The organism is Sporichthya polymorpha DSM 43042 (assembly GCF_000384115.1).
Lineage (GTDB): Bacteria > Actinomycetota > Actinomycetes > Sporichthyales > Sporichthyaceae > Sporichthya > Sporichthya polymorpha.
Map to the genome: position 1 here is coordinate 1,662,740 of NZ_KB913029.1, position 22,424 is coordinate 1,685,163.

Consider the following 22,424-nt stretch of genomic DNA (forward strand, 5'->3'; position numbering starts at 1 on the left):
CTGCCGGCGACCGGCCGCCGGTAGCGTGCGCGCAGCGGAGGAGGCCCCCATGGCGTACGCGGACATTCACGGCCAGCGCATCTTCTACACCGACAGCGGTGGGGACGGCCCCGCGGTCGTGTTCTCGCACGGCTTCCTGATGGACTCCTCGATGTTCGCCCCCCAGGTGGCGGCGCTCGCCGGCGAGTACCGGGTGATCACCTGGGACGCCCGCGGGTTCGGGGCCACCGAGTTCGACGAGAAGCCCTTCACCTACTGGGACAACGCGAGCGACGTCCTCGCGCTCTGCGACCACCTGGGCATCGAGCGCGCGGTGTTCGCCGGGATGTCCCAGGGCGGGTTCGCCTCGCTGCGCGTTGCCCTCCTCGCACCGGCACGCACGCGCGGCCTGATCCTGATCGACACTCAGGCGGGCGCCGAGAACCCGGAGAAGGTCGACCTCTACGCGGACCTGATCGAGGCGTGGGCGACGGTCGGTCCCGGGGACGACCTCGCGAACATCGTCGCCGGCATCATCCTCGACGACCCCGCCCTCAACACCGAGTGGATCGCGCGCTGGCAGTCCCGGCCGCACGAGACGATCCGCGAACCCGGCCGTTGCCTGCTCGAGCGCGAGAGCCTCGTCGACCGGCTCGGGGACATTCCGTGCCCGGCGCTGGTGATCCACGGGGACAACGACTCGGCGATCGAGCTCGACCGCGCGGAAGAGATGAGCGCGCGACTGTCGGGCAGCGACGCCGTGGTCGTCGTCCGCGGTGGGGCCCACGCCGCGAACCTCACGCACCCCGAACCGGTGAACGCGGCGATCCTCAGGTTCCTGCGCTCGCTGCCCTGACGGCGAAGCGGTCCCGCACCACCAGTTCGAGCGTCACGGCGACCGCGACGACCTCGGCGGCGAGCAGGCCGAACAGCACGAGGATCTGAGCTGACGCCGCCTCACCTGCGCTGCCGCCGCCGAGCAGGACGCCGATGAAGGCGCCCGGCAGCGTGACCAGCCCAACGGTGCGGGTCTGGTCGAGCGGGGGGAACAGCGCCTGCGCCGCGGACGGCCGCGCGATCTCCAGGCCGGCGGCGCGGCGGTCGAGACCCAGCGCCAGCGCGGCCTCGAACTCCCCCGCCCGGGCGCGGAGCTCGTCCCGCGCCCGCCGGCCGGCCTGCCCGCACGCAGTCATGGCTCCCCCGATCACGATGCCGGAGGTCGCGACGATCGCCGGGCCCGAGAACGGCACGGCGCCGGACGCGAGGATCAGCGCCAGCACCGGGACCGCGCCGGCCGCCACCGCGATCCCGGCCCAGGGCGCGCTCCGCCACCCGGCGATCCGCTGGGCGCTGGTGACGGCGGCCGCGACGAGCATCCCGCCGACGAACACGAACGACAGCGCGTCGGACGACAGCACCGCCGCGATGACGAGCGCGACGACCGTGAGCTGGACGGCGGCCCGCGCCGCCGCGACGAGAACCTCCCGCTCGACACCGAGGGCGGCCCAGCGGGCCGCGAACGCGGCGAAGAGCACGAGGACCGCCGCGACGACGACCAGCGCGAGGTCCGGCTCGACGAGCGACACGGGTCGGGCTCCCTACGGCGGCGAGCCCCCGGGCAGGGCCCGGGACTAGCTCACCACTGCCGCGTCGGCCCCGGCCACCACCGTGGTCAGTTCCTCGATCGCGTCGGCGAACCCGCGCGGGCTGAAGACCGCCTCGCCGTTCCAGGCGCCGATCTGACCCGCCTTCACCGCGGGCAGGTTGGCCCAGGTCGGCTGGTCACGCTCGAGCACGTCGGGCTGCAGGGCGGCGGACCGGTCGTCGACGAAGATCAGGTCCGCCGGGAACTTGTTGGCGTTCTCCCAGGACAGCGCCTCGTAGTAGGGCTCACTGCCGCCCGGGTCGACGATGTCCATGCCCAGGGCCTGGAACGTCTTCAGGTCCGGGTAGTCCGCGGTCTTGGCGACGTAGAGCTGGTCCTCGTACGCCGAGACGAACATGACCTTCAGCCCCGACTTGCCCTCGAGGGTGCTCTTGAGGTTGGCCTGCGCGTCGACGAGCCGGGTGCGCTCTGCCTGCCGGTCGGGCGCGTTCAGGTCCGCGCCCAGCGCCTCCGCCAGCCGCTCGTAGGACCGCACGACGGTCTCGGCGTCGGTGCCGTAGGCCCAGACCGCGACGAACGGCGCGATCTTGCGGGCGTCGGCCTCCTGGGACTCGGTGATCGGGTAGTAGTCGATCGCCTCCGCGTTCCGCTGGAGGACGATGATGTCCGGATCCAGCGCCGCGAGCTTCTCCAGATCGGTCTCCTCGGCACCGGTGTCGGTGATCCGCGAGACGTCGATGCGCCCGGCCACCTTCAGTGCGCTGCCGTCGGCGTTCTGGACCGGGCCCAGCGTCCCGACGACCTCGATGCCGAGGTCCCACAGGACGGCGGCCGCGCTGCTGTAGGCGACGATCCGCTCCGGCCGCTTCTCCAGCTCGATGAGCTGGCCGAGGTCGTCGGTGTAGCGCCACGGGCCGTCGGACGGCACCGCGCTCGCGGAGGCCGAGGGCTCCTCCTGCGGGACGCTCGCCGAGGGGCTGGCGAGATCGTCGTCGTCGTCCGCGCAGGCGGCGAGCAGCAGAAGCGACGCCGATCCGGTGAGGAAGGTACGACGGTTGATTCCGGCGAGCGGGCGCTTCACGGGCAGTCCTCCTGAGGGGCCGTCAACTGGACGATGTACTGGCAGAGGGGCTCACCGACTCCTCGGAACCGGTGGCGCCTTCGCCGCCGTCTCCGTCGAGGGCGGCTTCGATCAGGGCCTCGATCCGGTCGAGGACGTACGGAAGGCTGAGCACGGAGTTGAACGCGTACGCGAACTCGATGTCGCCCTCGGTGTAGACGACGCGCCCTTCCTTCATCGAGTCGAACTGGCTGAAGATCGGATCGTCGTCGATGGTGGCGCGGCCACCCTCGGTGTAGGAGACCTGGTCCCAGACCAGCAGGTCGCGGTCGAGCATCCGCGCGTTCTCCTTGCTGACCGGCAGGTAGAACTGGTCGCCCGCCGCGTCGTCGATCTCCTTCGGCGTGACGAAGCCGAGCTTCTGGAAGAAGCGGGAACGCGGGTCGGAGCCCGCGAAGGTGGCCAGGGAGTCGTCGGCGCCGCCGAAGCTCGCGACCGCGACCTCCTTGCCGCCCCACTCGGGGTGACGGTCCTTGATCTCCTCGAATTTCGCCTCGACCGCGTCGCGAAGCTCCCGGGCGCGGTCGGTCTTGCCCAGCGCCTTCGCGGTGATCTCGAGCTGGACGTCCCAGGGGGTGCCGTAGTCGATGTAGTCCTTGGGCCGGCCGATGGTCGGGGCGATCTGGGACAGCCGGTCGTAGCTGTTCTGGTCGAGGTCGGAGTAGACGCCGACGATGAGGTCCGGGTCGAGCGCGGCGATCTTCTCGAACTGGATGCCGTCGTTCATCGTCAGGATCTCGACGTCCTTACCGTCGCTGCCCGCGGCCTCCTCGGCCCACGGCCAGATCTGGTCGTCCTCGGGACCGAACCAGTAGCGGACCGCGATGGGCTTCACACCGAGCGCGAGGATCGAGTCGTGGTCCTGGTAGCCCAGGCTCAGGACGCGCGTCGGCTCCGACTCGACGACCGCGGTCCCCCAGGCGTGCTCGATCGACACCGGGAAAGCGGGGGCACTGGTCGCGCTCGCGGTCGCCGTCGCGGCCGGCTCGGACGGCGAGGACGACGCCAGATCGTCGTCGTCATCCGCGCACGCGGTGAGGCTGAGGGCCAGCGCAGCGACCACCGCCACCACGGTGGACCTGCGCAGGGAACGACGGACCGTCATCGATGCCTCCGGGCGGCGCAATCTAAGGTTAGGCGATCCTAACTTGCGGTCGGAGAAGCACTCGCACCGGTCGGCTCCCGGGCGGCCACGGCCTCCGCCAGGTCGTCGACCAGCTCGGTCACGGCCCACTGCACGGACAGGATCGACGGGAAGGCCATCGCGGTCGCGGGACCGATACCGAATCCGAGGAACGACCCCCGCGCGACCGCAGGCACCCGGCGGAACAGGTCGCTGTTCTCCAGCTCGTCCAGGGCGGCGGGGTCGGTGCTGGTACCGAGGAGAACGTCGGCGTCGAGGACCGAGTAGCGCTCCGGGCTGATCATCGCGCGCTCCGAGGCGGCGGCCCCGCTCGCGGCCAGCGAGGTCACCGAGGTCGGGGCGCCGGCGAACCCAAGATCGCGGAGAAATCGCATGGAGACGTCGTCGTTGGAGCTGATGACGTACAGGCCGTCGTTGGGCACGAAGTTGAAGAACGCCGCCGTCCGGCCGAGGAACTCGGGGTGGTCGCGCCTGGTCTGCGTGAGAACGGCCTCGGCGTCCGCGAGCAGGCGGTCGCCGTCGGCGGTCTTGCCGAGCGCCCGCGCGATCTTGCGGAACCCGTCCCGCCAGTCGTCGCCGCCGGCCTCGTCGACGTGCCCGACGACCGGAGCGATCGCGTCCAGCTGCGACCAGTTCTCGGTGATCAGCGGATACGTGTTCGTCGCGAGGATGACGTCGGGGTCGAGTGCCGCGATCTGCTCGAACGGGAAACCGTTGTCCTGGTCGATCAGTTCGGGCACCGGGTTCGTGCCGAGCGCCTCCTTCGTCCACTCCTGGACGCCGCCCTCGACGTAGGTGATGTTCTGCATCCCGACCGGGATCACCCCGAGCGCGATCGCGGCGTCGGCACTGGGGAAGTCCAGCGCGACCACGCGGCTCGGCGCCGCCGGGATCGTCACGTTGCCGACCGACTGCTCGATCGCCACCGGGAACAAGTCCGCGGCCGGGGCGGCGGACTCGGTCGGCGTCTCGGCAACCGACGCCGACGACGACCCCGAGGACGAGGCGAGCGGGTCGTCGTCGTTCGCGCACGCGGTGAGCGGCGCGAGGACGACGAGGGCGAGCGCGGCGCAGCCGCGGCGGACACGGCGGGAACGCAACGTCACCGGCATGCCCCCCACCTTAGGGCAGGCTAACCAAACCGTGGGTTTCGCCGGTGTGTCAGGCCTGCTCGAAGATCGCCGTCAGACCCTGGCCGCCGCCGATGCACATGGTCTCCAGGCCGTACCGGGCGTCGCGGCGGACCATCTCGCGGGCGAGGGTGGCGAGGATCCGTCCGCCGGTCGCGCCGACGGGGTGGCCCATCGAGATGCCGGAGCCGTGCACGTTGAGCCGCGCGAAGTCCTCGGGGGTGAAGCCCCACTCGCGGGTGCAGGCCAGCACCTGGGCGGCGAAGGCCTCGTTGAGCTCGATCAGGTCGATGTCGGCGAGCTTGAGTTCGGCCGCGGCCAGGGCCTTGGCGGTCGACGGGACGGGCCCGATGCCCATCGTCCTGGGCGGGACGCCGGCGACGGCCCAGGAGACGAGGCGGACCAGCGGGCGCAGGCCGAGCGACTCGGCGGTCGCGCGGGTCATGACTGCGCAGATCGAGGCGCCGTCGTTCTGACCGGAGGCGTTGCCGGCGGTGACGGTGGCTTCGGGGTCCTGCTTGCCGAGCACCGGCCGGAGGCGGGCGAGGGACTCGAGCGAGGCGTCGGGGCGGATGTGTTCGTCGACCTCGACGACGGTGTCGCCCTTCCGGCCCGGCACGGTCACCGGGACGATCTCCTCGGCGAAGATCCCGGCCTCGCGCGCGGCGGTGGCGCGGCGGTGGCTCTCGACGGCGAACTCGTCCTGCTCGGCGCGGGGGATCGAGTACTCGCGGCGCAGGTTCTCCGCGGTCTCGAGCATCCCGCCGGGCACGGGGTGGTTCTGGCCGCCGGCGGTGACGCGGCCCCGGGCGAGGGCGTCGTGGAGCATCACGCCGCCGGCGCCCTTGGCGCCCCAGCGCATCGAGGTCGAGTAGAACGCGGCGTTGGACATCGACTCCGCGCCGCCGGCGAGCACGATCTCGGACGCGCCGTCGCGCACCTGCATGGCGGCGTAGAGGACGGCCTGCAGGCCGGACCCGCAGCGCCGGTCGATCTGCAGGCCGGTCACCGACACCGGCAGGCCGGCGTCCAGGGCCGCGACCCGGCCGAGCGCCGGGGCGTCCATCGTCGGGTAGCAGTTGCCGAGCAGCACGTCGTCGACGCGGTTCGCCGGGATCCCGGTGCGCTCGATCAGGGCCCGGATCACGGTGCTCGCGAGCTCGTGCGCCGCGAGCGGGGCCAGACCCCCACCGAAACCCCCGACCGGGGTGCGCAGTGGTTCGCAGATGACGATGTCGGTGCCGGCGCTCATGGACGCAGCGTAGAGCGCGCCGGGTGAAGGGGCGTGTCATGGGTTTCTCACGGGCGGAGCTGGAGCGCCACCGGGGCGCGACCGTGCCCGACCTCGTCGGCCCGGGGACGAGGCTGCTGTTCGTCGGTATCAACCCCGGGCTCTGGACGGCGGCCGCCCAGGCGCACTTCGCCAAGCGCGGCAACCGCTTCTACCCCGCGCTGTACCGGGCCGGCATCACCGACCACCTGATCGACGCCGCTGCCGGCTACCAGCCCGGCGACCGGGAGCACCTGCTGGAACGGGGCATCGGCATCACGAACGTCGTCCCGGTCGCGACCGCGCGCGCGGACGAGTTGACACCGGATCAGCTCGTCGCCGGCGGCCGCGCCCTCGTCCGCCGCGTACGCCGGATCCAGCCCGCCGTCGTCGCCGTCCTCGGCGTCACGGCCTACCGGGCCGCGTTCGCCCGACCGAAGGCGACCGCCGGCCGCCAGGACGAGACCCTCGGCGGCGCCGAACTCTGGGTCGCCCCGAACCCGAGCGGCCTCAACGCTCACGCCCGGGTCGCCGACCTCGCCGCCGCCTACCGGGAGATCGCCCTCGCCGCCGGCCTCGACCTGCTTCCGCCGCCCACCGACTGAGTGGGGGTGACACCCTTTCTGGCGCCGAAAAGGGTGTCACCCCATGTCGAGGGTCAGTCGCCGTCGGCGTCGGCGCCGTCCGGGCCCAGCGGGACGGCCCCGGGGCCGACCGGATCGGGCGCGGGCGCGGCATCGATCTCGATCACCTGGGCGCCGCCGTCGACAGCCGCCGACGCGACGAGGTCGGGGAGCGGGACGGCGTACCGGCTGCTTCCCGGGTTCTGGGCCATGGCCCCAGTGTGTGCCGTCCGGGGCCGGAACGGGGCAGAGTGACGCCATGCCCACAGCCGAGATCCAGGTCGTCGTCGGGGACATCACCGAGCTGGAGGTCGACGCGATCGTCAACGCCGCGAACTCCTCGCTCCGCGGCGGGGGCGGGGTCGACGGCGCGATCCATCGCGCGGCCGGGCCGGAGCTCGCGCGGGCCGGAGCGCGGCTGGCGCCGTGCGCGACCGGGGACGCGAAGGCGACGCCGGCGTTCGACCTGGACCCGCCGATCCGGCACGTCATCCACACCGTCGGACCGGTCTGGGACGGCGGGGACGCCGGCGAGCCGGAGCTGCTCGCCTCCTGCTACCGCCGCTCGCTCGAGGCCGCCGACGAACTCGGGGCGCGCACCCTGGCGTTCCCCGCGATCTCGACCGGCATCTACGGCTATCCGCCCGAACTCGCCGCCGAGGTCGCGGTGCGGACGATCCGGTCCACCGAGACCGCCGTCGAGCGCGTGCTGCTCGTCGCGTTCGACGACCGGACCGCCGCACTGCTCCGCGCGGCACTGCAGTGAGAACGGCCCACCAGTCCTGACAGTCCGTAAGGGGCTCGAAAGCGCTGCACCGGTTCCCCCGGTCACCCCGCAGGTCTAGCGTCGGCCGTATCGACCGAGCGGGAGGAGACCGCGATGAGCGCACCCACCGACACCGTCCACGCCTCGTTCGACACGGCCAGGGCCGAGGAGTTCGGCGGCCGCGTCTTCGAGATGGTCTCGTCCTCGGTAGTCGTGATGATGATCGACCTCGCCGCCCGGACCGGCCTGCTGGACGCCCTGGTCGCCGGTTCCGGGACGAGCGACGACCTCGCGACACGTGCCGGTCTGCAGGAGCGCTACGTGCGCGAGTGCCTCGGTTCTCTCGTGGCTGGCGGCATCGTCGACTACGACGCGACGGCGCGCAGTTACTCGATCCCGGCGGAGCACGCCGCCTGCCTGACCGGTGGTGGGCCGACCGACCTCGCGCCGATGGCGCGCATGGCGACGGTAATGGCCCCGCACGTTCCCGCCGTGGCGACGGCGTTCCGCGAGGGCGGCGGCGTCCCCTACGAGGCCTTCCGCCCCGAGTTCACCGTCACGATGGATCTGCTCTCCCGGGGCCTGTTGGACGGCCACCTGCTCCAGGACATCCTGCCGACGGCGGGCCTGGTGGAGCAGTTCCGTGCCGGCGCCCGGGTGGCCGACATCGGCTGCGGGACCGGGCACGCCATCAACCTGATGGCCGGGGAGTTCCCCGCCTCGACCTTCACCGGCTTCGACTTCTCCGCCGAAGCTGTCGACGCGGGCCGGAAGGAGGCGGCCGAACTCGGGCTCTCCAACGCGACGTTCGAGGTCCGCGACGTCAGCACGCTGCCCGAGGGCTCCTTCGACGTCGTCTTCGCGATCGACTCGATCCACGACCAGCGGGACCCGGCCGGCGTCCTGCGCGCCGTCCACGACGCCCTGGCGCCGGGGGGCACGTTCGTCATGATCGACATCAAGGCGAACAGCGCCCTGGAGGACAACCTCGACAACCCCTTCGCCCCGCTGCTGTACGGCATCAGCACGCTGCACTGCATGACGGTGTCCCTGGCGCTCGGCGGCGCCGGCCTCGGCACCGTGTGGGGCGAACAGACCGCGCGGACGATGCTCGCCGAGGCCGGGTTCGAGGTGCTCGCCGTCCACGACGTCCCGGACGACCCGCTCGACTCGGTCTACGTCTCGCGCCGCGACTGAGGCCCCGTCAGTCCGGCAGTTTCGGGACCTCGAAACCGGTCGACCGGCCGAGCAGGACGGCCCGGTCGATCGCGGCACGGCCGAAGCGTTCGCGTACGGCGTCGAGGGTGGCGTCGAGGGCGCCGGGCTCGCCGACGGTCGGGGTCTCGGTGCCGGAGCGCGGGAACGGGAGCGCGAGCTGCACGGCATCGGCGTCGTCGAGGTCCGCGACCGAGACGCCGACGAGCGTGAGCCCGCGCTCGGCGATCAGCGGCCGGGCCGCGGTGAGCAACGCCTGCACCGCCGCCAGGACGGTGGCGGTGTCGTCGGTCGGGGCAGGGAGGGTGTGCGAACGGGTGACCGAGGCGAAGTCGTCGAACCGCAGCCGGAGCACGACCGTACGTCCCACGCGGTGCGCGGCCCGCACGCGGCGCATGACCCGGTCGACGATCGCGATCGTGAGCGCCTCGATCTCGGCCGGGGTGCGGCGGCCCCGGCCGAACGCCGACTGCGACCCGATCGACCTGCGTCGTCGCCCGACCACGACCGGCCGTGGGTCGAGGTTGTGCGAGAGCGCGAAGAGCTGACGCCCGGCCGCCGGGCCGAGCATCGCCGTCAGCGCCTCGGGGGCGAGCGTCGCGACCTCGCCCACGGTCGTGATCCCCCGCTCCGCGAGCTTCGCCGTCGTCACCGGCCCGACGCCCCAGAGTGCGCTCACCGGCAGCGGGTGCAGGAACTCCAGCTCGGTCTCCGGCGGAACGAGGAGCAGTCCGTCCGGCTTCGCGACCCGGCTGGCGACCTTCGCGAGGAACTTCGTCCGCGCGATCCCCACCGTGATCGCGAGCCCGACCTCCGTCCGCACCCGCGCGCGCAGACGCATCGCGATCTCCGCCGGCGGGCCCGAGAGCCGGCGCAGCCCGCCGACGTCGAGGAAGGCTTCGTCGATGGAGATCCCCTCCACCAGCGGGGTGATGTCGTCGAAGACGCGGAACACCGCGCGGCTCGCCTCGGTGTACGCGTCGAACCGCGGCGGCACCACGACGGCGTGGGGGCACAGCCGACGGGCCTGCACCCCGCCCATCGCGCCGCGCACGCCGTAGGCCCGGGCCTCGTAGCTGGCCGCGAGCACCACTCCGCCCCCCACCAGGACGGGTCGCCCACGCAGCGCGGGGTCGTCCCGCTGCTCCACCGACGCGTAGAACGAGTCCAGGTCGGCGTGCAGGATCGACGCCTCGCGGCGGTCAGCGTTCTCCACCCGGCTCATCGAACACATGTTCGCATGAAGCGGTGGGCGCTGTCGCGTACTCGTCGTGCAGCCGGACCCAGGTCCGGCCGCCACCGAGATCGGGCATGCCGTCCCAGCCCTCGCCCCGACCGAACGGAGTGAGGTCGAGCCACATGTACGTGCTCAGCAGGAGTTCGACGCCGCGCCCGTACGTCGAGTAGGTGTGCAGGACGGTGTCGCCCGGGGGGTCGGGACGCAGGAACACCGAGACCCCGTTGAGCTCCTCGGCCTCGGCGAGCGCGCCGAGGCCGGCCTGCCGCAGTTCGTCGGCGGTCCGGTAGTTCCACCGGATCGGCGCAACGCGCTCGTCGAGGGAGACCCCGAAGTCGTAGTTGAACGTGCTGCCCGCCGAGGAGTACCAGGGGAAGGTCCAGCCCATCCGGCGCGCGAAGGCCGCGAGCTCCGACTCCGGCGCGCGGGAGACCGCGACCAACGTCGTGTCCCGCGCGTGCAGGTGCGCCAGATTGCCGATGGCGTCGGCGTGGAAGGCGCAGCCCGGACAGGAGCGGCCCCACCCCGGACCGAACATCAGGTGCAGGACGATCAGCTGGCGGCGGCCCTCGAACAGTTCCGCGAGCGTCCGCTGCCCGTCCGGCCCGCGGAACTCGTACGGCTGATCGACGCGCACCGCGGGCATCGCCCGCCGGGCCCGGTTGATGCGGTCACGCCAGCGCGTCTCCTCCTTCTCCAGCTCGAGGAGGGCCGTACGCGCGGCCAGCCAGGTTGCGCGGTCCACCACCTCGGGAGTGCCCATACCCCCCAGACCCGCCGGGGGCGGGGAACTCATCGCTCAGGCGGGGACGGGCAGGTCGTCCGGGTGCGCGGGGAGGCCGTAGAGCGGGAAGAGGCGCTCGACGTCGAGGAAGTAGTTGAGCCCGACGATGACGCCGTCCTTGATCTCGAGGACGTGGATCGACCACGGGTGGTACGACGTGCCGTCCTCGGTCCGCCGCCACTGGGCGAAGGCGGGCATGCCGTTGGCGGAGACCGGCACCATCCGCGAGCCCTCGCACCGCTTCCCGGGCCCGGTCATCCAGGCGAGGACCTGCTCCGGGCCGGACAGCCACATCGGGTACGGCGGCATGCACATCGTGGCGTCGGAGTGCAGCAGCTTCACCAGACCGTCGATGTCGTAGCGGGTGAACGCGTCGAGGTACTTCTCGAGCAGTTCGCGCTGCGCGGCGTCCGTGGGCTCGTACGTCTCGGCCTCGATCGCGGGCGAGGTGTCGAGCGTCGCGCGAGCACGTTGCAGCGCGCTGTTCACCGACGCCACCGACGTCCCGAGCAGCTCCGCCACCTCGGCCGCGGACCAGCGGAGCACCTCGCGCAGCAGCAGAACCGCGCGCTGACGGGGCGGCAGCTTCTGCAGGGCGGCGACGAAGGCGAGCCGCACGGACTCCTTCGCCAGCGCCGCCTCGGCCGGGTCCAGGACCCCGGGAAGGGTCCGCGCGTCGACCGACGGCTCCACCCACATCGACTCGACGGTGGGCGGGGCGTGGTGGTCGAGCGCCTGCGAGCACGGGCCGAGGTCCATCGGCCGCGCCCGCCGCTGACGCGCCGTCAGCATGTCGAAGCAGACGTTGGTCGCGATGCGGTACAGCCACGACTTGCGCGACGAGCGGCCCTCGAAGGAGTCCTGCGCCTTCCACGCCCGGAGCATGGTCTCCTGCACGGCGTCCTCGGCCTCGAAGCTCGACCCGAGCATCCGGTAGCAGTAGCCGGTGAGCCCGACGCGGTGCGCCTCGGCCTCGGCGAGGACGTCGGCGGCCGCGGGGTCGCCGGCGGGGTCGAGCACGGAGGACGTCATGAGGACTCCTGGAGTCGGGTCGGTCAGGGAACGCGGGCCGCGACCGAGGCGTGGCCGAGCCAGGTGTGTCGGTTGCCGGCCCAGCACCAGCCGAGCTTGGCGGCGCCCTTGCGCTCGCGGCCGTCCTTGCCGGTGCCGCCGCTGATCCAGAGCGCAGGGACGCGCTTGTCGCCGCTGCGGGAGCCGAGCAGCATGAAGCAGCGGTTCGGCACGAGCAGCTCGGGGTGCGCGGCCACCAGCGCGATGCCCTCGACGATCGTGAGCGGGCTGCGCCCCCGCTCGGTGATGGCCGGGAGGGCCTCGTCCGGCGACCAGTTCACGTACTCGTCGCCGCGTTCGACGTCGACGAGCCGGTACGACCCGGTCGGAATTCCCAGTTCGGGCCGCGGGAGAAACCGCTCCCAGTCGGCGAGGTCGACGGAGACGAACCCGGGCTTGTCCCCGATGCGGAGCTGCGCCATCGCCGCGGCGACGTCCACCGGCCCCGCCGGGACCTCGACCTCCGCCACCGCCACGCTCGTGCCTGCGTCTGCCATCGCGACTCCCCTCACCGATCCGGACCGACCAGAACCAGACGAGTGGGTGCTCGAAGAAGTTCCGCGAGGCGCCACCGGATTAGGTTGCGATTTGCAACCATTGCTTGTCAAGAGAACTGCGCTCTAGAATCCGGACCATGGCCGAACGCAGCTACGGGCAGTACTGCGGGCTCGCGCGCGCCCTCGACCTCGTCGGCGAGCGCTGGGCCCTCCTGCTGGTCCGCGACCTCCTGGTCGGGCCGAGGCGGTTCACCGACCTGCGCCGCGGGCTGCCCAAGATCCCCTCGAACGTCCTCAGCACGCGACTGCGCGAGCTGGAGGAGGGCGGCGTCGTCCGCCGGCGCGCGCTGCCGCGCCCGGACTCCGGCGTGGTCTACGAGCTGACCGACTACGGCCGTGCGCTCGAGGACGTCGTGCTCCGGCTCGGCAGCTGGGGCGCGGCGCACCTGTCCGACCTCCGGCCCGGAGAGGTGCTGACGCCGGACGCGATGGTGATCGCCCTGCGCGCCATGTTCCGACCGGACGCGGCCGCCGGTCTGCACGCCACGTTCCGGTTCGTGCTCGGCCCGCCGGACGCGCCGACGGTGTTCTTCGCCCGGGTCGACGGGGCGGCCCTGGAGGCGGGGCCCGGCCCCGGCCCGGAGGCCGACCTGGTGATCGCGGGCGGGCCGGACGTCCGGCGGCTGTTCACCGGCGAGGTCGGGGCCGGCGAGGCGATCGCGGCCGGGCTGGTCCGGGTCGACGGCCCAGCCCCCGACCCGGCAGCGCTGCTGACGGCGTTCACCGTCGCGTTCCGGCTCGGGGACGGCGTGCCGGCACCGGTGCCGGTGCCGGTGCCGGCGTGAGGATCTACTCCTCGAACAGGTCGTCGTCCTCGAGGTAGCCGAACTCGTCCTCCTCCTCGGCCTCCTCCGGCGGAACCTCTTCGAGGGTGCAGACGACGGCGTGCGTGATCGCCCAGACGTCGCCGCCGGGCTGCTTGCTGGCCGTGATCGAGGCGTGGGTCGTGCCGTCACCGAACAGGCCGGCGAAGACCACCTGGTCGGCGAACGAGCTGCGGGACTCGTACTTGAGCAGATTCAGCAGCTCGGTGTCACCGGCCTCGGTGTCCTTGCCGAGCCAGACCTGCAGCGCCTTGTCGGAATCGGGGGCCGCGAAGGAGGCCCAGTCGACGTCCTCGATCGCCGCGAACTCCACTCGGTACGCCTCGTGGATCTCGCAGTTGACGACCTCGTCGATCGGTTGGTCGGTCATGGAAAGTCGTGCCTTTCGAGGTCAACATCTGCGCCGGACCGGGGGAATCCGGGCGGGTGTCAGCATGACATGCGCCACAGGCCCCGGACAGAACCCCCGGGAGGAACTGCCCGGGAACTCGGGCGCCGCGCCCTCGAACCCGGGACGCCGGGCGCCCCAGAGTCCTTCGTGTGCACCGCGGCGCAACCCGCGCCGGGACGGTAGGCACCGATCACTCCGATTTCCGAAGGAACTCCCATGACCACCCTCGCCCCCTCGGCCACGTACTCCCCGGCCTCCGTCCTGGGCCGCTCCCGCGCCTGGGCCGGCACCGGCATCGCGGCCGGTCTGACCGGCGCGGTGAGCATCTTCGCCTCGATGACCTACGGCGCCCCGGTCTACGAGGAGGACCACCTCGCCAACGGCGCCGCGACGGTCGACGCGCTCGCCGACGACCGCGGCTGGCTCGTCGTGTTCCACACCGCGACGATGGCGACCGTCCTCCTGCTCCTCGTGTTCGCCGCCGGCCTCAAGCGGCGCCTGGAGGAGCAGGCCCCCGTCGGGAGCCTGCTGCCCAACGTCGCCGCGTGGGGCCTGCTGCTGGTCTCGGTCGCGGGCCTGATGGGTTCGGCGCTCGACACCGAGTTCCTGTTCGGCCTGGGCGAGGATGAAGGGTTCTCCGAGTCCAACGCGATGTTCTTCGGCCACTGGGTCGGCACCGTGCCGTGGCTGTGGGCCGGCGCCGGCGTGACCGCCCTCGCCGTCGGGATCGCCGCGCTCAAGCACGACGCCGCCCCGCGCTGGATCGGCTGGGTCTCGCTCGTGCTCGGCGGCATCATCACCGCCTTCGGCGTGAGCCCGCTGCAGTACATGGCCGGCTTCTTCGCCCCGGTGTGGCTGTTCGTCGCCGCGCTCGGCTTCACCCTCGGCGAGCGTTCGACCCGCTGATCGTCCTTCGCGCTCGTAGAGTCCAGCGAATGACGTCCGGAAACTCGGCCCCGGGAGCCCCCTCTCCCGGGGCCGAATCGCGTCCCGAGGTCGGGTCTCGGGTCGAGGCCGGGTCGCGGGTCGAGGCCGGTGGGCTGCCCCGGGTGGCGTTCGCCGTCGTCACCTCGGCGTGGGCCCTGGCCCTGATCTCGCTCGGCGTCCTGGTCGCCGGGCGCCCGCCGGTCGACGAGAACCTGCTCTTCTACGTCGTCGATGCGACCGACGCCTGCGTCTACGGCACGGTCGCCGCGGTGACGCTGTCCCGCCGGCGGCACCCGGTCGTGTGGATCCTCGCGCTCACCGCGGTCGGCGGGGGCGTCGCGGCGCTGTCCTACGCGTGGACCGTCCTGACGATCCGCCACCCCGGCCTCCCGGCCCCGGAGTGGGCGCTGGAGTTGCAGAGCAAGGCGTGGGTCCCCGGCACGATCGCGCTGATGTGCGTCCTGCCGTACCTGGTGCGGGAGCGGCGCCTGACCCCGGTGGGGGCCGGCGGCCTGGTGGTCGGGCTCGCGATCACCGCGGTGCTCACGTGGTGGAGCTTCGCGGGGTCGGAGTGGGACTTCCGCCTGATGTTCGCCCTCACCGTCGCCGGCGGGACCCTCGCCGCCCTCGAGGTCGGCTGGCGCCGGCTGCGCGGCCCCGCCGAGGAACGCGTTGGGCTCGGCTGGCTCGCCCTCGGCACCGCGATCATGACCGCGACGTTCGTGCCGCTGCTGCGCAACGACGGCTTCGACCTGCCGCTGTGGTTCACCCCGACGCTGCACCTGGCCTCGCAGGCCTTCTTCCCCGCGGCGATCCTCGTCGTGGTGCTCCGCCAACGGCTGTGGGGCATGGACCTCGCGATCAGCCGCACCGCCCTCGCCTCGACCCTCGCCGTCGGGCTCGTCGCGATCTACGTCGCGGTCACCGCGGCGGTCACGGCCGCACTGCCGTGGGACGGCGCGGCCCAGGTCATGGCGGCCGCCGCGGTGGCGGTCGCGGTCCAGCCCTCCCGGCTCTGGCTGAACCGTCGGGTGCGCCGGCTCGTCTACGGCACCGGCGTCGAGCCGGGCTCCGCACTGCGGGGCCTGGGCTCCTCGCTCGGCGCCGGGACCGTCGAGGATCTGCTCACCGGGCTCACCGCGAACGTCGCGGGCGCGCTGCGCCTGGAGTCGGTGACCCTGCTGCTCGACGGCACCCCGGCCGCGTCGACCGGGACGCCCACCGGCCCCGCCGCTCCTCGTCCCCCTCGTGCGCGGGGACGACGTGATCGGGGAGCTCGCGGTCACCGCGCCGCCCGGCGAGACGCTCGACGGGCGTGCCCGCCGGGCCCTGGACGACCTGCTGCCGCTGATCACGACGGGCGTCGCCCTGGCCCGGTCGTCGGCGGACCTGGCCGAGGCCCGCAACCGCCTGGCCTCGGTCCGGCTCGAGGAGCGCCGCGTCCTGCGCCGCGAGCTGCACGACGGACTCGGGCCGTCGTTGGCCGGCATCCGGCTGGGCCTGCAGGGGGCGCGGAACCTGCTGACGCGCGACCCGGTCCAGACCGAGGCGCTGCTCGCTGCCCTGCAGGACGAGCTCGACAGTCGCGTCGAGGACGTCCGCGCCCTGTCCCGCAGCCTGCTCCCGCCGACGCTCGACACCGCCGGGCTCGGACCCGCGCTCGACGAGCTCGCCTCCCGCCACCGCGAGGGCGGCCTCGCCGTCGAGGTGGACTGTGCCGCCGCCGACCTGCGGGGCGACCTCGCCGCGGCGGTCTACGGCATCGCGGTCGAGGCGATGATGAACGTGGCCCGGCACAGCGGTGCGCGGTCCGCGCGCGTCGACGTCCGGGCCGAGGGCGCCGACCTGGTCCTGCGCGTCGACGACGACGGGCACGGCCTCGCCCCCGACGCGCCGCCCGGGGTCGGGACCCGGTCCATGCGCGAGCGCGCCGAGGAGCAGGGCGGCTCGTTGCGGATCGCCCCGCTGCCGACCGGCGGCACCCGTGTCGAGGCCCGTCTTCCCGTCCCCACCGGAGTTCGGACATGAGCCAGACCAGCCGCGGGTCGGCGATCCGCGTCGCCGTCGTCGACGACCACCCGATGTTCCGCCTCGGGATGGTCGCTCTGCTGGAGACCCTCGAGGACATCGCGGTGGTGGGTCAGGCGTCCTCCGCCGCCGAGGCGGAGGCGACCGTCGGCCGGGAGGTCGACGTCGTGCTTCTGGACCTCGAGCTCGGCGACGGGAACGGCATCGACGTCACCCGCGCGCTGCTGCGCGCCCACCCGGACCTGCGCGTGCTGGTCGTGACCATGCACGAGGACGACGACTCGGTGTTCGCCGCGATCCGGGCCGGCGCTCGCGGCTACCTGCTCAAGGGCGCCACCCCCGCCGAGGTCGAACGCGCTCTCCGCGCGGTCGCCAACGGCGAGATGATCCTCGGTCCCGCCGTCGCCGCCCGCGCGATGGGCTACGTCGCCGGCACCCGGACCACCGGCGGCGGCGCCTTCCCCGAGCTGACCGACCGGGAGCGCGAGGTTCTCGACCTCGTCGCCCGCGGCCACGACAACACCGCGATCTCCCGGCGCCTCTCGCTCAGCCCGAAGACCGTTCGCAACGTCGTCGCGAACGTCCTGACCAAGCTGAACCTGCCCGACCGCTCCGCCGCGATCGTCCGCGCCCGCGACGCCGGCCTCGGCCTCGACCCCGACTGATGATCACCAGAAAGGGCGTCACCCTTTTCGGTGGCAAGTTAGGGGGGCCTAAGCTGCGGCGCATGAGTGACTACGTGGCCATCAATGTGCTGACCGTCCCTGCCGAGATGGGTGCCCACCTGGAGGAGCGCTTCGGCGCCCGCGCGGGCATGGTCGAGAAGTCCGAGGGCTTCCGCGGCTTCCAGCTCCTGCGCCCGGCCGAGGGCACCGACAAGTACTTCGTCTTCACCCGCTGGGAGAGCAAGGCGGCCTTCGAGAAGTGGCGGGACGGCATGGGCGCCGCCGCCCACGACGCCGAGCGGCAGCAGAACGGCCCGATGGCCGCGTCCGGGTCCGAGCTGTGGGCCTTCGATGTCGTCCTGGACGTCGCCCCCACCTCCTGAACCTGGCCGCCTGAACCTGGCCGCCTGAACCTGGCCGCCTGAACCTAGGCGGCCAGGGCGGAGACACTCGAGCCGTCGAGCAGGACCGCCGCGACGCCCTGCGGGTCGTCGTACATCGGCAGGTGGCCCCACCCGCGGGGGGTGAGCCAGCGGGTGTGCGCGGGGAGCTCGCCGCGGTAGCGGCAGCCCGGGCCGAGGATGACGTCGCGGGTGCCGAAGGCGATGGTGATCGGCACGTCGATGTGGTGGCCGTCGGTGAAGCGCTGCCCGGACGCGGACGCCATCGTCAGCTTGAACGCCTCCGATCCGAGCATCGCGCGGGAGTCCTCCAGCAGGACCGAGCGCGGCGTCCGCCACGGCTTGCCCATGACGTTGGCCGTCATCGCCAGGCGCAGCGGGGTGATGCGGGTGACCGGGTCCATCAGGGGCCCGAACAGCTTGGGCAGGTCGTAGAGGCTGACGACCTGCCACTTCGTGTACCGCGGGACGCGGGTGCGCCACAGCCCGGCCGGGGCGATGCCGGTGACGGAGGCGGCCCGGCCGGCCTTGGCGATCTCCAGCGACAGCCACCCGCCGAGGGAGTTGCCGCCGTAGTGGGGGCGCTCCAGGCCGATCGAGGCGCAGAAGTCCGCGACGGTCTGCGCGATCCCGACCGCCCGCAGGTCCTGCCCCGCCGGAAGCGGGCTGGCCCCGAACCCCGGCAGGTCGATCGTGATCACCTCGCGGTGCGGCGCCAGCAGCGGCACGATCGGGTCCCACATCGCGCGGCGGCCGCCGATGCCGTGGAGCAGCACCAGCGGTGGCCCCTCGCCGGTCCGGGTGTGCTCCAGGACGATCTTGGTCCGGCGTGCCGCCATCGGGTGCATCTCCTTGCGGATCTCGGGCCGGATCGGCCTAAGTTACTGGCGAGTATGGTAAGGTTACCAAGCAGTAGCAACGACTTCCCGCATTGTTCCGGGGTGCCCCGGGACGCTCGGTCAGGGGGCTGACATGGGTCACTACAAGAGCAACCGTCGCGACATCGAGTTCAACCTCTTCGAGTTCCTCCGCCGCGACGAGATTCTCGGCTCGGGCGCGTACGCGGACATGGACGTCGAGTCCGCCCGCTCCATCCTGGACGAGGTCGAGCGCCTCGCGGCGGAGGACCTGGCCGACTCGATGATCGATTCCGACCGCAACCCGCCGGTCTTCGACCCGAAGACGAACTCCGTCACGATGCCGGAGTCGTTCAAGAAGTCGATGAACGCCTACATGAACTCCGAGATGTGGCGGCTCGACATCCCCGTCGAACTCGACGGCACGCGCGCGCCGGCCTCGCTGCGCTGGGCGGTCCAGGAGATGGTGCTCGGCGCCAACCCCGCGATCCACATGTTCGCGGCCGGCCCCGGCTTCGCCAGCATGCTGTTCCAGAACGGCACCGAGGATCAGAAAAAGCTCGCGCAGCTCATGGTCGACAAGCGCTGGGGCGCCACGATGTGCCTCACCGAGCCCGACGCGGGCTCCGACGTCGGCGCCGGCCGCACCAAGGCCGTCCAGCAGCCCGACGGGACCTGGCACATCACCGGCGTGAAGCGCTTCATCACCTCGGCCGAGCACGACATGGCCGACAACATCGTGCACTTCGTGCTTGCCCGCCCCGAAGGCGCGGGCATCGGCACCAAGGGCCTGTCGCTGTTCATCATCCCCAAGTTCCACGTCGACCTGGAGACCGGTGAGCTCGGGGAGCGCAACGGCGCCTTCGTCACCAACGTCGAGCACAAGATGGGCCTCAAGGCCTCGACCACCTGCGAGCTCACCCTCGGCGACTCGGTCCCGGCCGTCGGCACCCTGCTCGGCGACGTCCACAACGGCATCGCGCAGATGTTCCTCATCATCGAGAACGCCCGCATGATGGTCGGCACCAAGGCCATCGCGACGCTGTCGACGGGCTACCTCAACGCGCTCGAGTACGCCAAGGAGCGCGTCCAGGGCGCCGACCTCACCCGGTTCACCGACAAGGCCGCGCCGCGGGTGACGATCCTCCACCACCCGGAGGTCCGCCGCTCGTTGATGATGCAGAAGGCGTACGCCGAGGGCATGCGCGCCCTCGTCCTCTACACCGCGAGCATCCAGGACGAGATCCACGCCGCCCAGGCGACCGGTGCGGAGGTCGACTCCGACGCCGAGCGGCTCAACGACCTGCTGCTCCCGATCGTCAAGGGCGTCGGCTCGGAACGGTCCTGGGCCCTGCTGAGCGACGCGCTGCAGATCTTCGGCGGCTCCGGCTACCTGCAGGAGTACCCGGTCGAGCAGTACATCCGCGACGCCAAGATCGACACCCTCTACGAGGGCACCACGGCGATCCAGGCGATGGACTTCTTCTTCCGGAAGATCGTCCGCGACTCCGGCCAGGCCCTCACCCGCCTCGCCGGCGAGATCGAGACCTTCGCGACCGCCGACCAGGACGGCCCGCTCGCCATCGAGCGGGCGCTGCTCGCCCGTGCGCTGGAGGACGTCCAGGGCATCGTCGGCACGATGGTCGAGTCGCTGACCAACGCCATGGGCGAGGTCACCGAGATGTACAAGGTCGGCCAGAACACGAACCGGCTGCTGTTCGCGGCCGGCGACCTCGTCATCGGCTGGCTCCTGCTCCGCCAGGCAGAGGTGGCCCTGAGCAAGCTCGCCGGCGAGCCGTCGGCCCGCGACAAGGCCTTCTACGAGGGCAAGGTCGCCGCGGCCCGCTTCTTCGCCGCGCAGGTCCTCCCTCTGCTCACCGCCCAGCGCATCATCGCCGGGACGGTGGACAACACCCTCATGGACGTGGCCGAGGACAGCTTCTGAGGAATTTCCCACCGGGGTAGGTGTACGACTCCGTTTGCCCGGGTAATCGACGAGGGACCGTGGAGCACGTCGCCACGGTCCCTCGTTCGATATCGGGCGACTGGGCACCTGGTGGGGGTTCCCGAGTCGCCACCGGCCGCGTCGCAACACCGGCACCAGCGACCGGCCCCGATACGGGTGAGGCGCAGCGGATCGGCAGCCGCGCGCCTCACCCGTATCAATTTTTCTGGTGCGTGCTCCGCACGCGTCGCGCTCGGCGGGGCCGGGCGTGCTACTCCGGTCGCCGGCTCCTTCGGGCGCTCGCGCGTGACGTGGGTGCCCTACCGGACCTTTGCGGCGCTCGCTTCCTCCGGCGCCGGCTTCCTCCGTGCACCGCGCCGGCCGCGCCTCGCGGGGTGGGGTCAGCTCGCTGCGCTCGCGACCCGTGGTGGCTACGCGCCGATCGTTTCCAGGGCGAGCCAGAGGGCAGCCGTTGCTCCGAGGAGAGCGACGGGGACGGTGACCAGACCGTGGCGGGTGAAGTCCGCGAGCTTGGGGTGTTCGCCCTCGGCGCGGGCGACGCGGAGCCAGAGCATCGAGGCCAGGGAACCGACGTAGGTCAGGTTCGGCCCGATGTTGACGCCGAGCAGGAGGGCGAGCACGGGGCCGCTGCCGCTCGGCGCGACGAAGGGCAGCAACAGCAGGGTCGCGGGCAGGTTGTTCAGCAGGTTGGCGGCGACGGCGCCGACGGCCGCGATCACCAGCAGCCCGGCGAGGGTGTCGGGCTGGTCGACGAGCCCGTCCACCACGTCGCCCAGGCCCTCGTCGGTGGCCGTGCGCACGACGACGGCGAGCGCGGCGACGAACAGCAGGAACCCCGGCTCGCACCAGCGGACCAGCTCGACCGGCGTCGGGCCGGCGCCCCGCCACTGCTTGAGCGCCAGGACCAGCGCGGCGGCCGCGACCACCCACCCCGGGTGAACGCCGAGGGGCGAGCTCGCCACCAACCCGGCGAGGGCGACGGCGAGAACCGCGAGCGCGAGGACCGGCACGCGCTCGGCCGGGCCCGGAGGACGGTCCGGTACCGGCGCCACCGCGTCCGGCCGCAGATCGCCCGCGAAGCAGACCCGCGTCGCGAGGTACTCGACGACCAGCACCACGAGCAGCGGCAATGCCATGAGCGCGGCGAACCTCGCGAACGAGAGCCCGCTCGCCTCGTAGGCCAGCAGGTTCGTCAGGTTCGAGACCGGCAACAGCAGCGAGGCCGAGTTCGCCAGGTGCACGGTGGCGTGCAGGTGCGGCCGCGCGGGCGCCCCGACCCGCACCGCGGCCGCGATCACGACCGGCGTGAACAGCACGACGGTCGCGTCGAGACTGAGCACCGTCGTGACCGCTGTCCCCACGAACAACACCCACGCCAGCAGCGAGGACGGGCGCCCCCGCGCGGCGGCCGACAGCACCGCACCGGCCCAGCGGAACAGCCCCTCCCGGGCGCACAACCGCCCCAGCACGAGCACGGCGGCGAGAAAACCGAGCGTCGGCGCGATCGCCTCGACCTCGTCGGCGGCGGTCCCCACGCTGGTCGGGCCGAGGACGCACAACGCGGCGGCGGGCACGGCGACGACCGCCTCGTGAAACCGGGGCGGACGCACGATGGCTGCCGCAAGTGTGACGGCGAGCAACACGAGCGCCATCACCAGCCCCATGCTGCTCTCCTGTTTTCCGATGCCTCGTCAGGTGCACCAACACTTGGACAAATCGGACGGGCGTGGCGATCTCGTTTTCCGCCCGAAAAGTGGCAAAGATGATCTTGGTCGACGAGCCGTCGGTGCAGACCGAGTAGCGCGTCGGTGCATGAGCAGGAGTAATCTTCGGGCTTTGTAGAAAGAAGATCTTGGACGACAC

23 protein-coding genes are annotated in these 22,424 nt (G+C 72.3%); 10 read left to right on the plus strand and 13 right to left on the minus strand.

What is annotated here, in order from left to right; translation table 11 throughout:
• Positions 1-49: 49 nt before the first annotated feature.
• Entirely contained in the window at positions 50-835 is a 786-nt protein-coding gene (locus SPOPO_RS0108175) for an alpha/beta fold hydrolase (RefSeq protein WP_019874300.1), read from the plus strand.
• On the opposite strand, the gene SPOPO_RS0108180 is transcribed toward SPOPO_RS0108175, so the two are convergent.
• Genes SPOPO_RS0108180 through SPOPO_RS0108200 form a run of 5 tightly spaced genes read right to left on the minus strand, consistent with a single transcriptional unit; the run spans position 810 to position 6,231 of the window.
• Positions 810-1,565, minus strand: coding sequence for an ABC transporter permease (locus tag SPOPO_RS0108180; RefSeq protein ID WP_019874301.1), 756 nt, complete (start codon positions 1,563-1,565; stop codon positions 810-812). The genes SPOPO_RS0108175 and SPOPO_RS0108180 overlap by 26 nt on opposite strands.
• Before the next feature lie 45 nt (positions 1,566-1,610).
• Complete coding sequence (locus tag SPOPO_RS28410; RefSeq protein WP_019874302.1) at positions 1,611-2,666, minus strand: ABC transporter substrate-binding protein; 1,056 nt, start codon at positions 2,664-2,666, stop codon at positions 1,611-1,613.
• Positions 2,667-2,688: 22 nt separating this feature from the next.
• Positions 2,689-3,810, minus strand: coding sequence for an iron-siderophore ABC transporter substrate-binding protein (locus SPOPO_RS28415; protein WP_019874303.1), 1,122 nt, complete (start codon positions 3,808-3,810; stop codon positions 2,689-2,691).
• Positions 3,811-3,848: 38 nt separating this feature from the next.
• A complete protein-coding gene (locus tag SPOPO_RS0108195) occupies positions 3,849-4,961 on the minus strand; it encodes an ABC transporter substrate-binding protein (protein WP_019874304.1) in 1,113 nt (370 codons plus the stop codon).
• A gap of 49 nt (positions 4,962-5,010) precedes the next feature.
• A complete protein-coding gene (locus SPOPO_RS0108200; RefSeq protein WP_019874305.1) occupies positions 5,011-6,231 on the minus strand; it encodes an acetyl-CoA C-acetyltransferase in 1,221 nt (406 codons plus the stop codon).
• Positions 6,232-6,269: 38 nt separating this feature from the next.
• Here SPOPO_RS0108200 and SPOPO_RS0108205 point away from each other — a divergent pair, with 38 nt between their 5' ends.
• Complete coding sequence (locus SPOPO_RS0108205; RefSeq protein ID WP_019874306.1) at positions 6,270-6,854, plus strand: mismatch-specific DNA-glycosylase; 585 nt, start codon at positions 6,270-6,272, stop codon at positions 6,852-6,854.
• 53 nt (positions 6,855-6,907) lie between these two features.
• On the opposite strand, the gene SPOPO_RS34270 is transcribed toward SPOPO_RS0108205, so the two are convergent.
• A complete protein-coding gene (locus SPOPO_RS34270; protein WP_019874307.1) occupies positions 6,908-7,084 on the minus strand; it encodes a hypothetical protein in 177 nt (58 codons plus the stop codon).
• A gap of 47 nt (positions 7,085-7,131) precedes the next feature.
• On the opposite strand from SPOPO_RS34270, the gene SPOPO_RS0108215 reads away from it, so the two are divergent.
• Positions 7,132-7,638: an O-acetyl-ADP-ribose deacetylase gene (locus tag SPOPO_RS0108215; RefSeq protein WP_019874308.1), complete on the plus strand. Its 507-nt coding sequence runs from the start codon at positions 7,132-7,134 to the stop codon at positions 7,636-7,638.
• Between the two features lie 114 nt (positions 7,639-7,752).
• Complete coding sequence (locus tag SPOPO_RS0108220; RefSeq protein ID WP_019874309.1) at positions 7,753-8,835, plus strand: class I SAM-dependent methyltransferase; 1,083 nt, start codon at positions 7,753-7,755, stop codon at positions 8,833-8,835.
• Between the two features lie 7 nt (positions 8,836-8,842).
• On the opposite strand, the gene dinB is transcribed toward SPOPO_RS0108220, so the two are convergent.
• The 4 genes from dinB to SPOPO_RS28420 are packed head-to-tail and all read right to left on the minus strand — an operon-like array spanning position 8,843 to position 12,442.
• On the minus strand, positions 8,843-10,078 hold the full coding sequence (gene dinB, locus SPOPO_RS0108225) for a DNA polymerase IV (protein ID WP_051098320.1): 1,236 nt from the start codon (positions 10,076-10,078) through the stop codon (positions 8,843-8,845).
• Complete coding sequence (locus tag SPOPO_RS0108230) at positions 10,056-10,853, minus strand: DUF899 domain-containing protein (RefSeq protein WP_019874311.1); 798 nt, start codon at positions 10,851-10,853, stop codon at positions 10,056-10,058. The genes dinB and SPOPO_RS0108230 overlap by 23 nt, the downstream gene beginning before the upstream one ends.
• 36 nt (positions 10,854-10,889) lie before the next feature.
• Positions 10,890-11,906 (minus strand): sigma-70 family RNA polymerase sigma factor, encoded by a 1,017-nt coding sequence (locus SPOPO_RS0108235; protein ID WP_019874312.1) that lies wholly within the window; start codon positions 11,904-11,906, stop codon positions 10,890-10,892.
• Between the two features lie 23 nt (positions 11,907-11,929).
• Positions 11,930-12,442 carry a DUF5701 family protein gene (locus SPOPO_RS28420; protein WP_156869692.1) on the minus strand — a complete coding sequence of 171 codons (513 nt, stop codon included), beginning with the start codon at positions 12,440-12,442 and terminating at the stop codon, positions 11,930-11,932.
• Between the two features lie 137 nt (positions 12,443-12,579).
• On the opposite strand from SPOPO_RS28420, the gene SPOPO_RS0108245 reads away from it, so the two are divergent.
• Positions 12,580-13,287, plus strand: coding sequence for a winged helix-turn-helix transcriptional regulator (locus SPOPO_RS0108245; RefSeq protein WP_019874314.1), 708 nt, complete (start codon positions 12,580-12,582; stop codon positions 13,285-13,287).
• A 4-nt stretch (positions 13,288-13,291) separates the two neighbouring features.
• Here SPOPO_RS0108245 and SPOPO_RS0108250 read toward each other — a convergent pair whose 3' ends face one another.
• Positions 13,292-13,696: a hypothetical protein gene (locus SPOPO_RS0108250; RefSeq protein WP_019874315.1), complete on the minus strand. Its 405-nt coding sequence runs from the start codon at positions 13,694-13,696 to the stop codon at positions 13,292-13,294.
• Between the two features lie 237 nt (positions 13,697-13,933).
• Between SPOPO_RS0108250 and SPOPO_RS0108255 the strand changes: the two genes are divergently transcribed.
• The 4 genes from SPOPO_RS0108255 (at position 13,934) to SPOPO_RS0108270 (ending at position 17,720) form a co-directional block, all read left to right on the plus strand.
• Positions 13,934-14,623 carry a hypothetical protein gene (locus tag SPOPO_RS0108255; protein WP_019874316.1) on the plus strand — a complete coding sequence of 230 codons (690 nt, stop codon included), beginning with the start codon at positions 13,934-13,936 and terminating at the stop codon, positions 14,621-14,623.
• A gap of 1,269 nt (positions 14,624-15,892) precedes the next feature.
• Positions 15,893-16,672: a sensor histidine kinase gene (locus tag SPOPO_RS35080; protein WP_019874319.1), complete on the plus strand. Its 780-nt coding sequence runs from the start codon at positions 15,893-15,895 to the stop codon at positions 16,670-16,672.
• Entirely contained in the window at positions 16,669-17,337 is a 669-nt protein-coding gene (locus tag SPOPO_RS0108265; protein ID WP_019874320.1) for a response regulator, read from the plus strand. The genes SPOPO_RS35080 and SPOPO_RS0108265 overlap by 4 nt, the downstream gene beginning before the upstream one ends.
• A gap of 62 nt (positions 17,338-17,399) precedes the next feature.
• Positions 17,400-17,720 carry an antibiotic biosynthesis monooxygenase family protein gene (locus tag SPOPO_RS0108270; protein WP_028984610.1) on the plus strand — a complete coding sequence of 107 codons (321 nt, stop codon included), beginning with the start codon at positions 17,400-17,402 and terminating at the stop codon, positions 17,718-17,720.
• A 44-nt stretch (positions 17,721-17,764) separates the two neighbouring features.
• Here SPOPO_RS0108270 and SPOPO_RS0108275 read toward each other — a convergent pair whose 3' ends face one another.
• On the minus strand, positions 17,765-18,577 hold the full coding sequence (locus SPOPO_RS0108275) for an alpha/beta fold hydrolase (protein WP_019874322.1): 813 nt from the start codon (positions 18,575-18,577) through the stop codon (positions 17,765-17,767).
• A 133-nt stretch (positions 18,578-18,710) separates the two neighbouring features.
• On the opposite strand from SPOPO_RS0108275, the gene SPOPO_RS0108280 reads away from it, so the two are divergent.
• Positions 18,711-20,540 (plus strand): acyl-CoA dehydrogenase, encoded by a 1,830-nt coding sequence (locus SPOPO_RS0108280; protein ID WP_019874323.1) that lies wholly within the window; start codon positions 18,711-18,713, stop codon positions 20,538-20,540.
• Positions 20,541-20,971: 431 nt separating this feature from the next.
• Here SPOPO_RS0108280 and SPOPO_RS0108290 read toward each other — a convergent pair whose 3' ends face one another.
• Positions 20,972-22,225: an SLC13 family permease gene (locus SPOPO_RS0108290; RefSeq protein WP_019874324.1), complete on the minus strand. Its 1,254-nt coding sequence runs from the start codon at positions 22,223-22,225 to the stop codon at positions 20,972-20,974.
• Positions 22,226-22,424 lie beyond the last annotated feature (199 nt).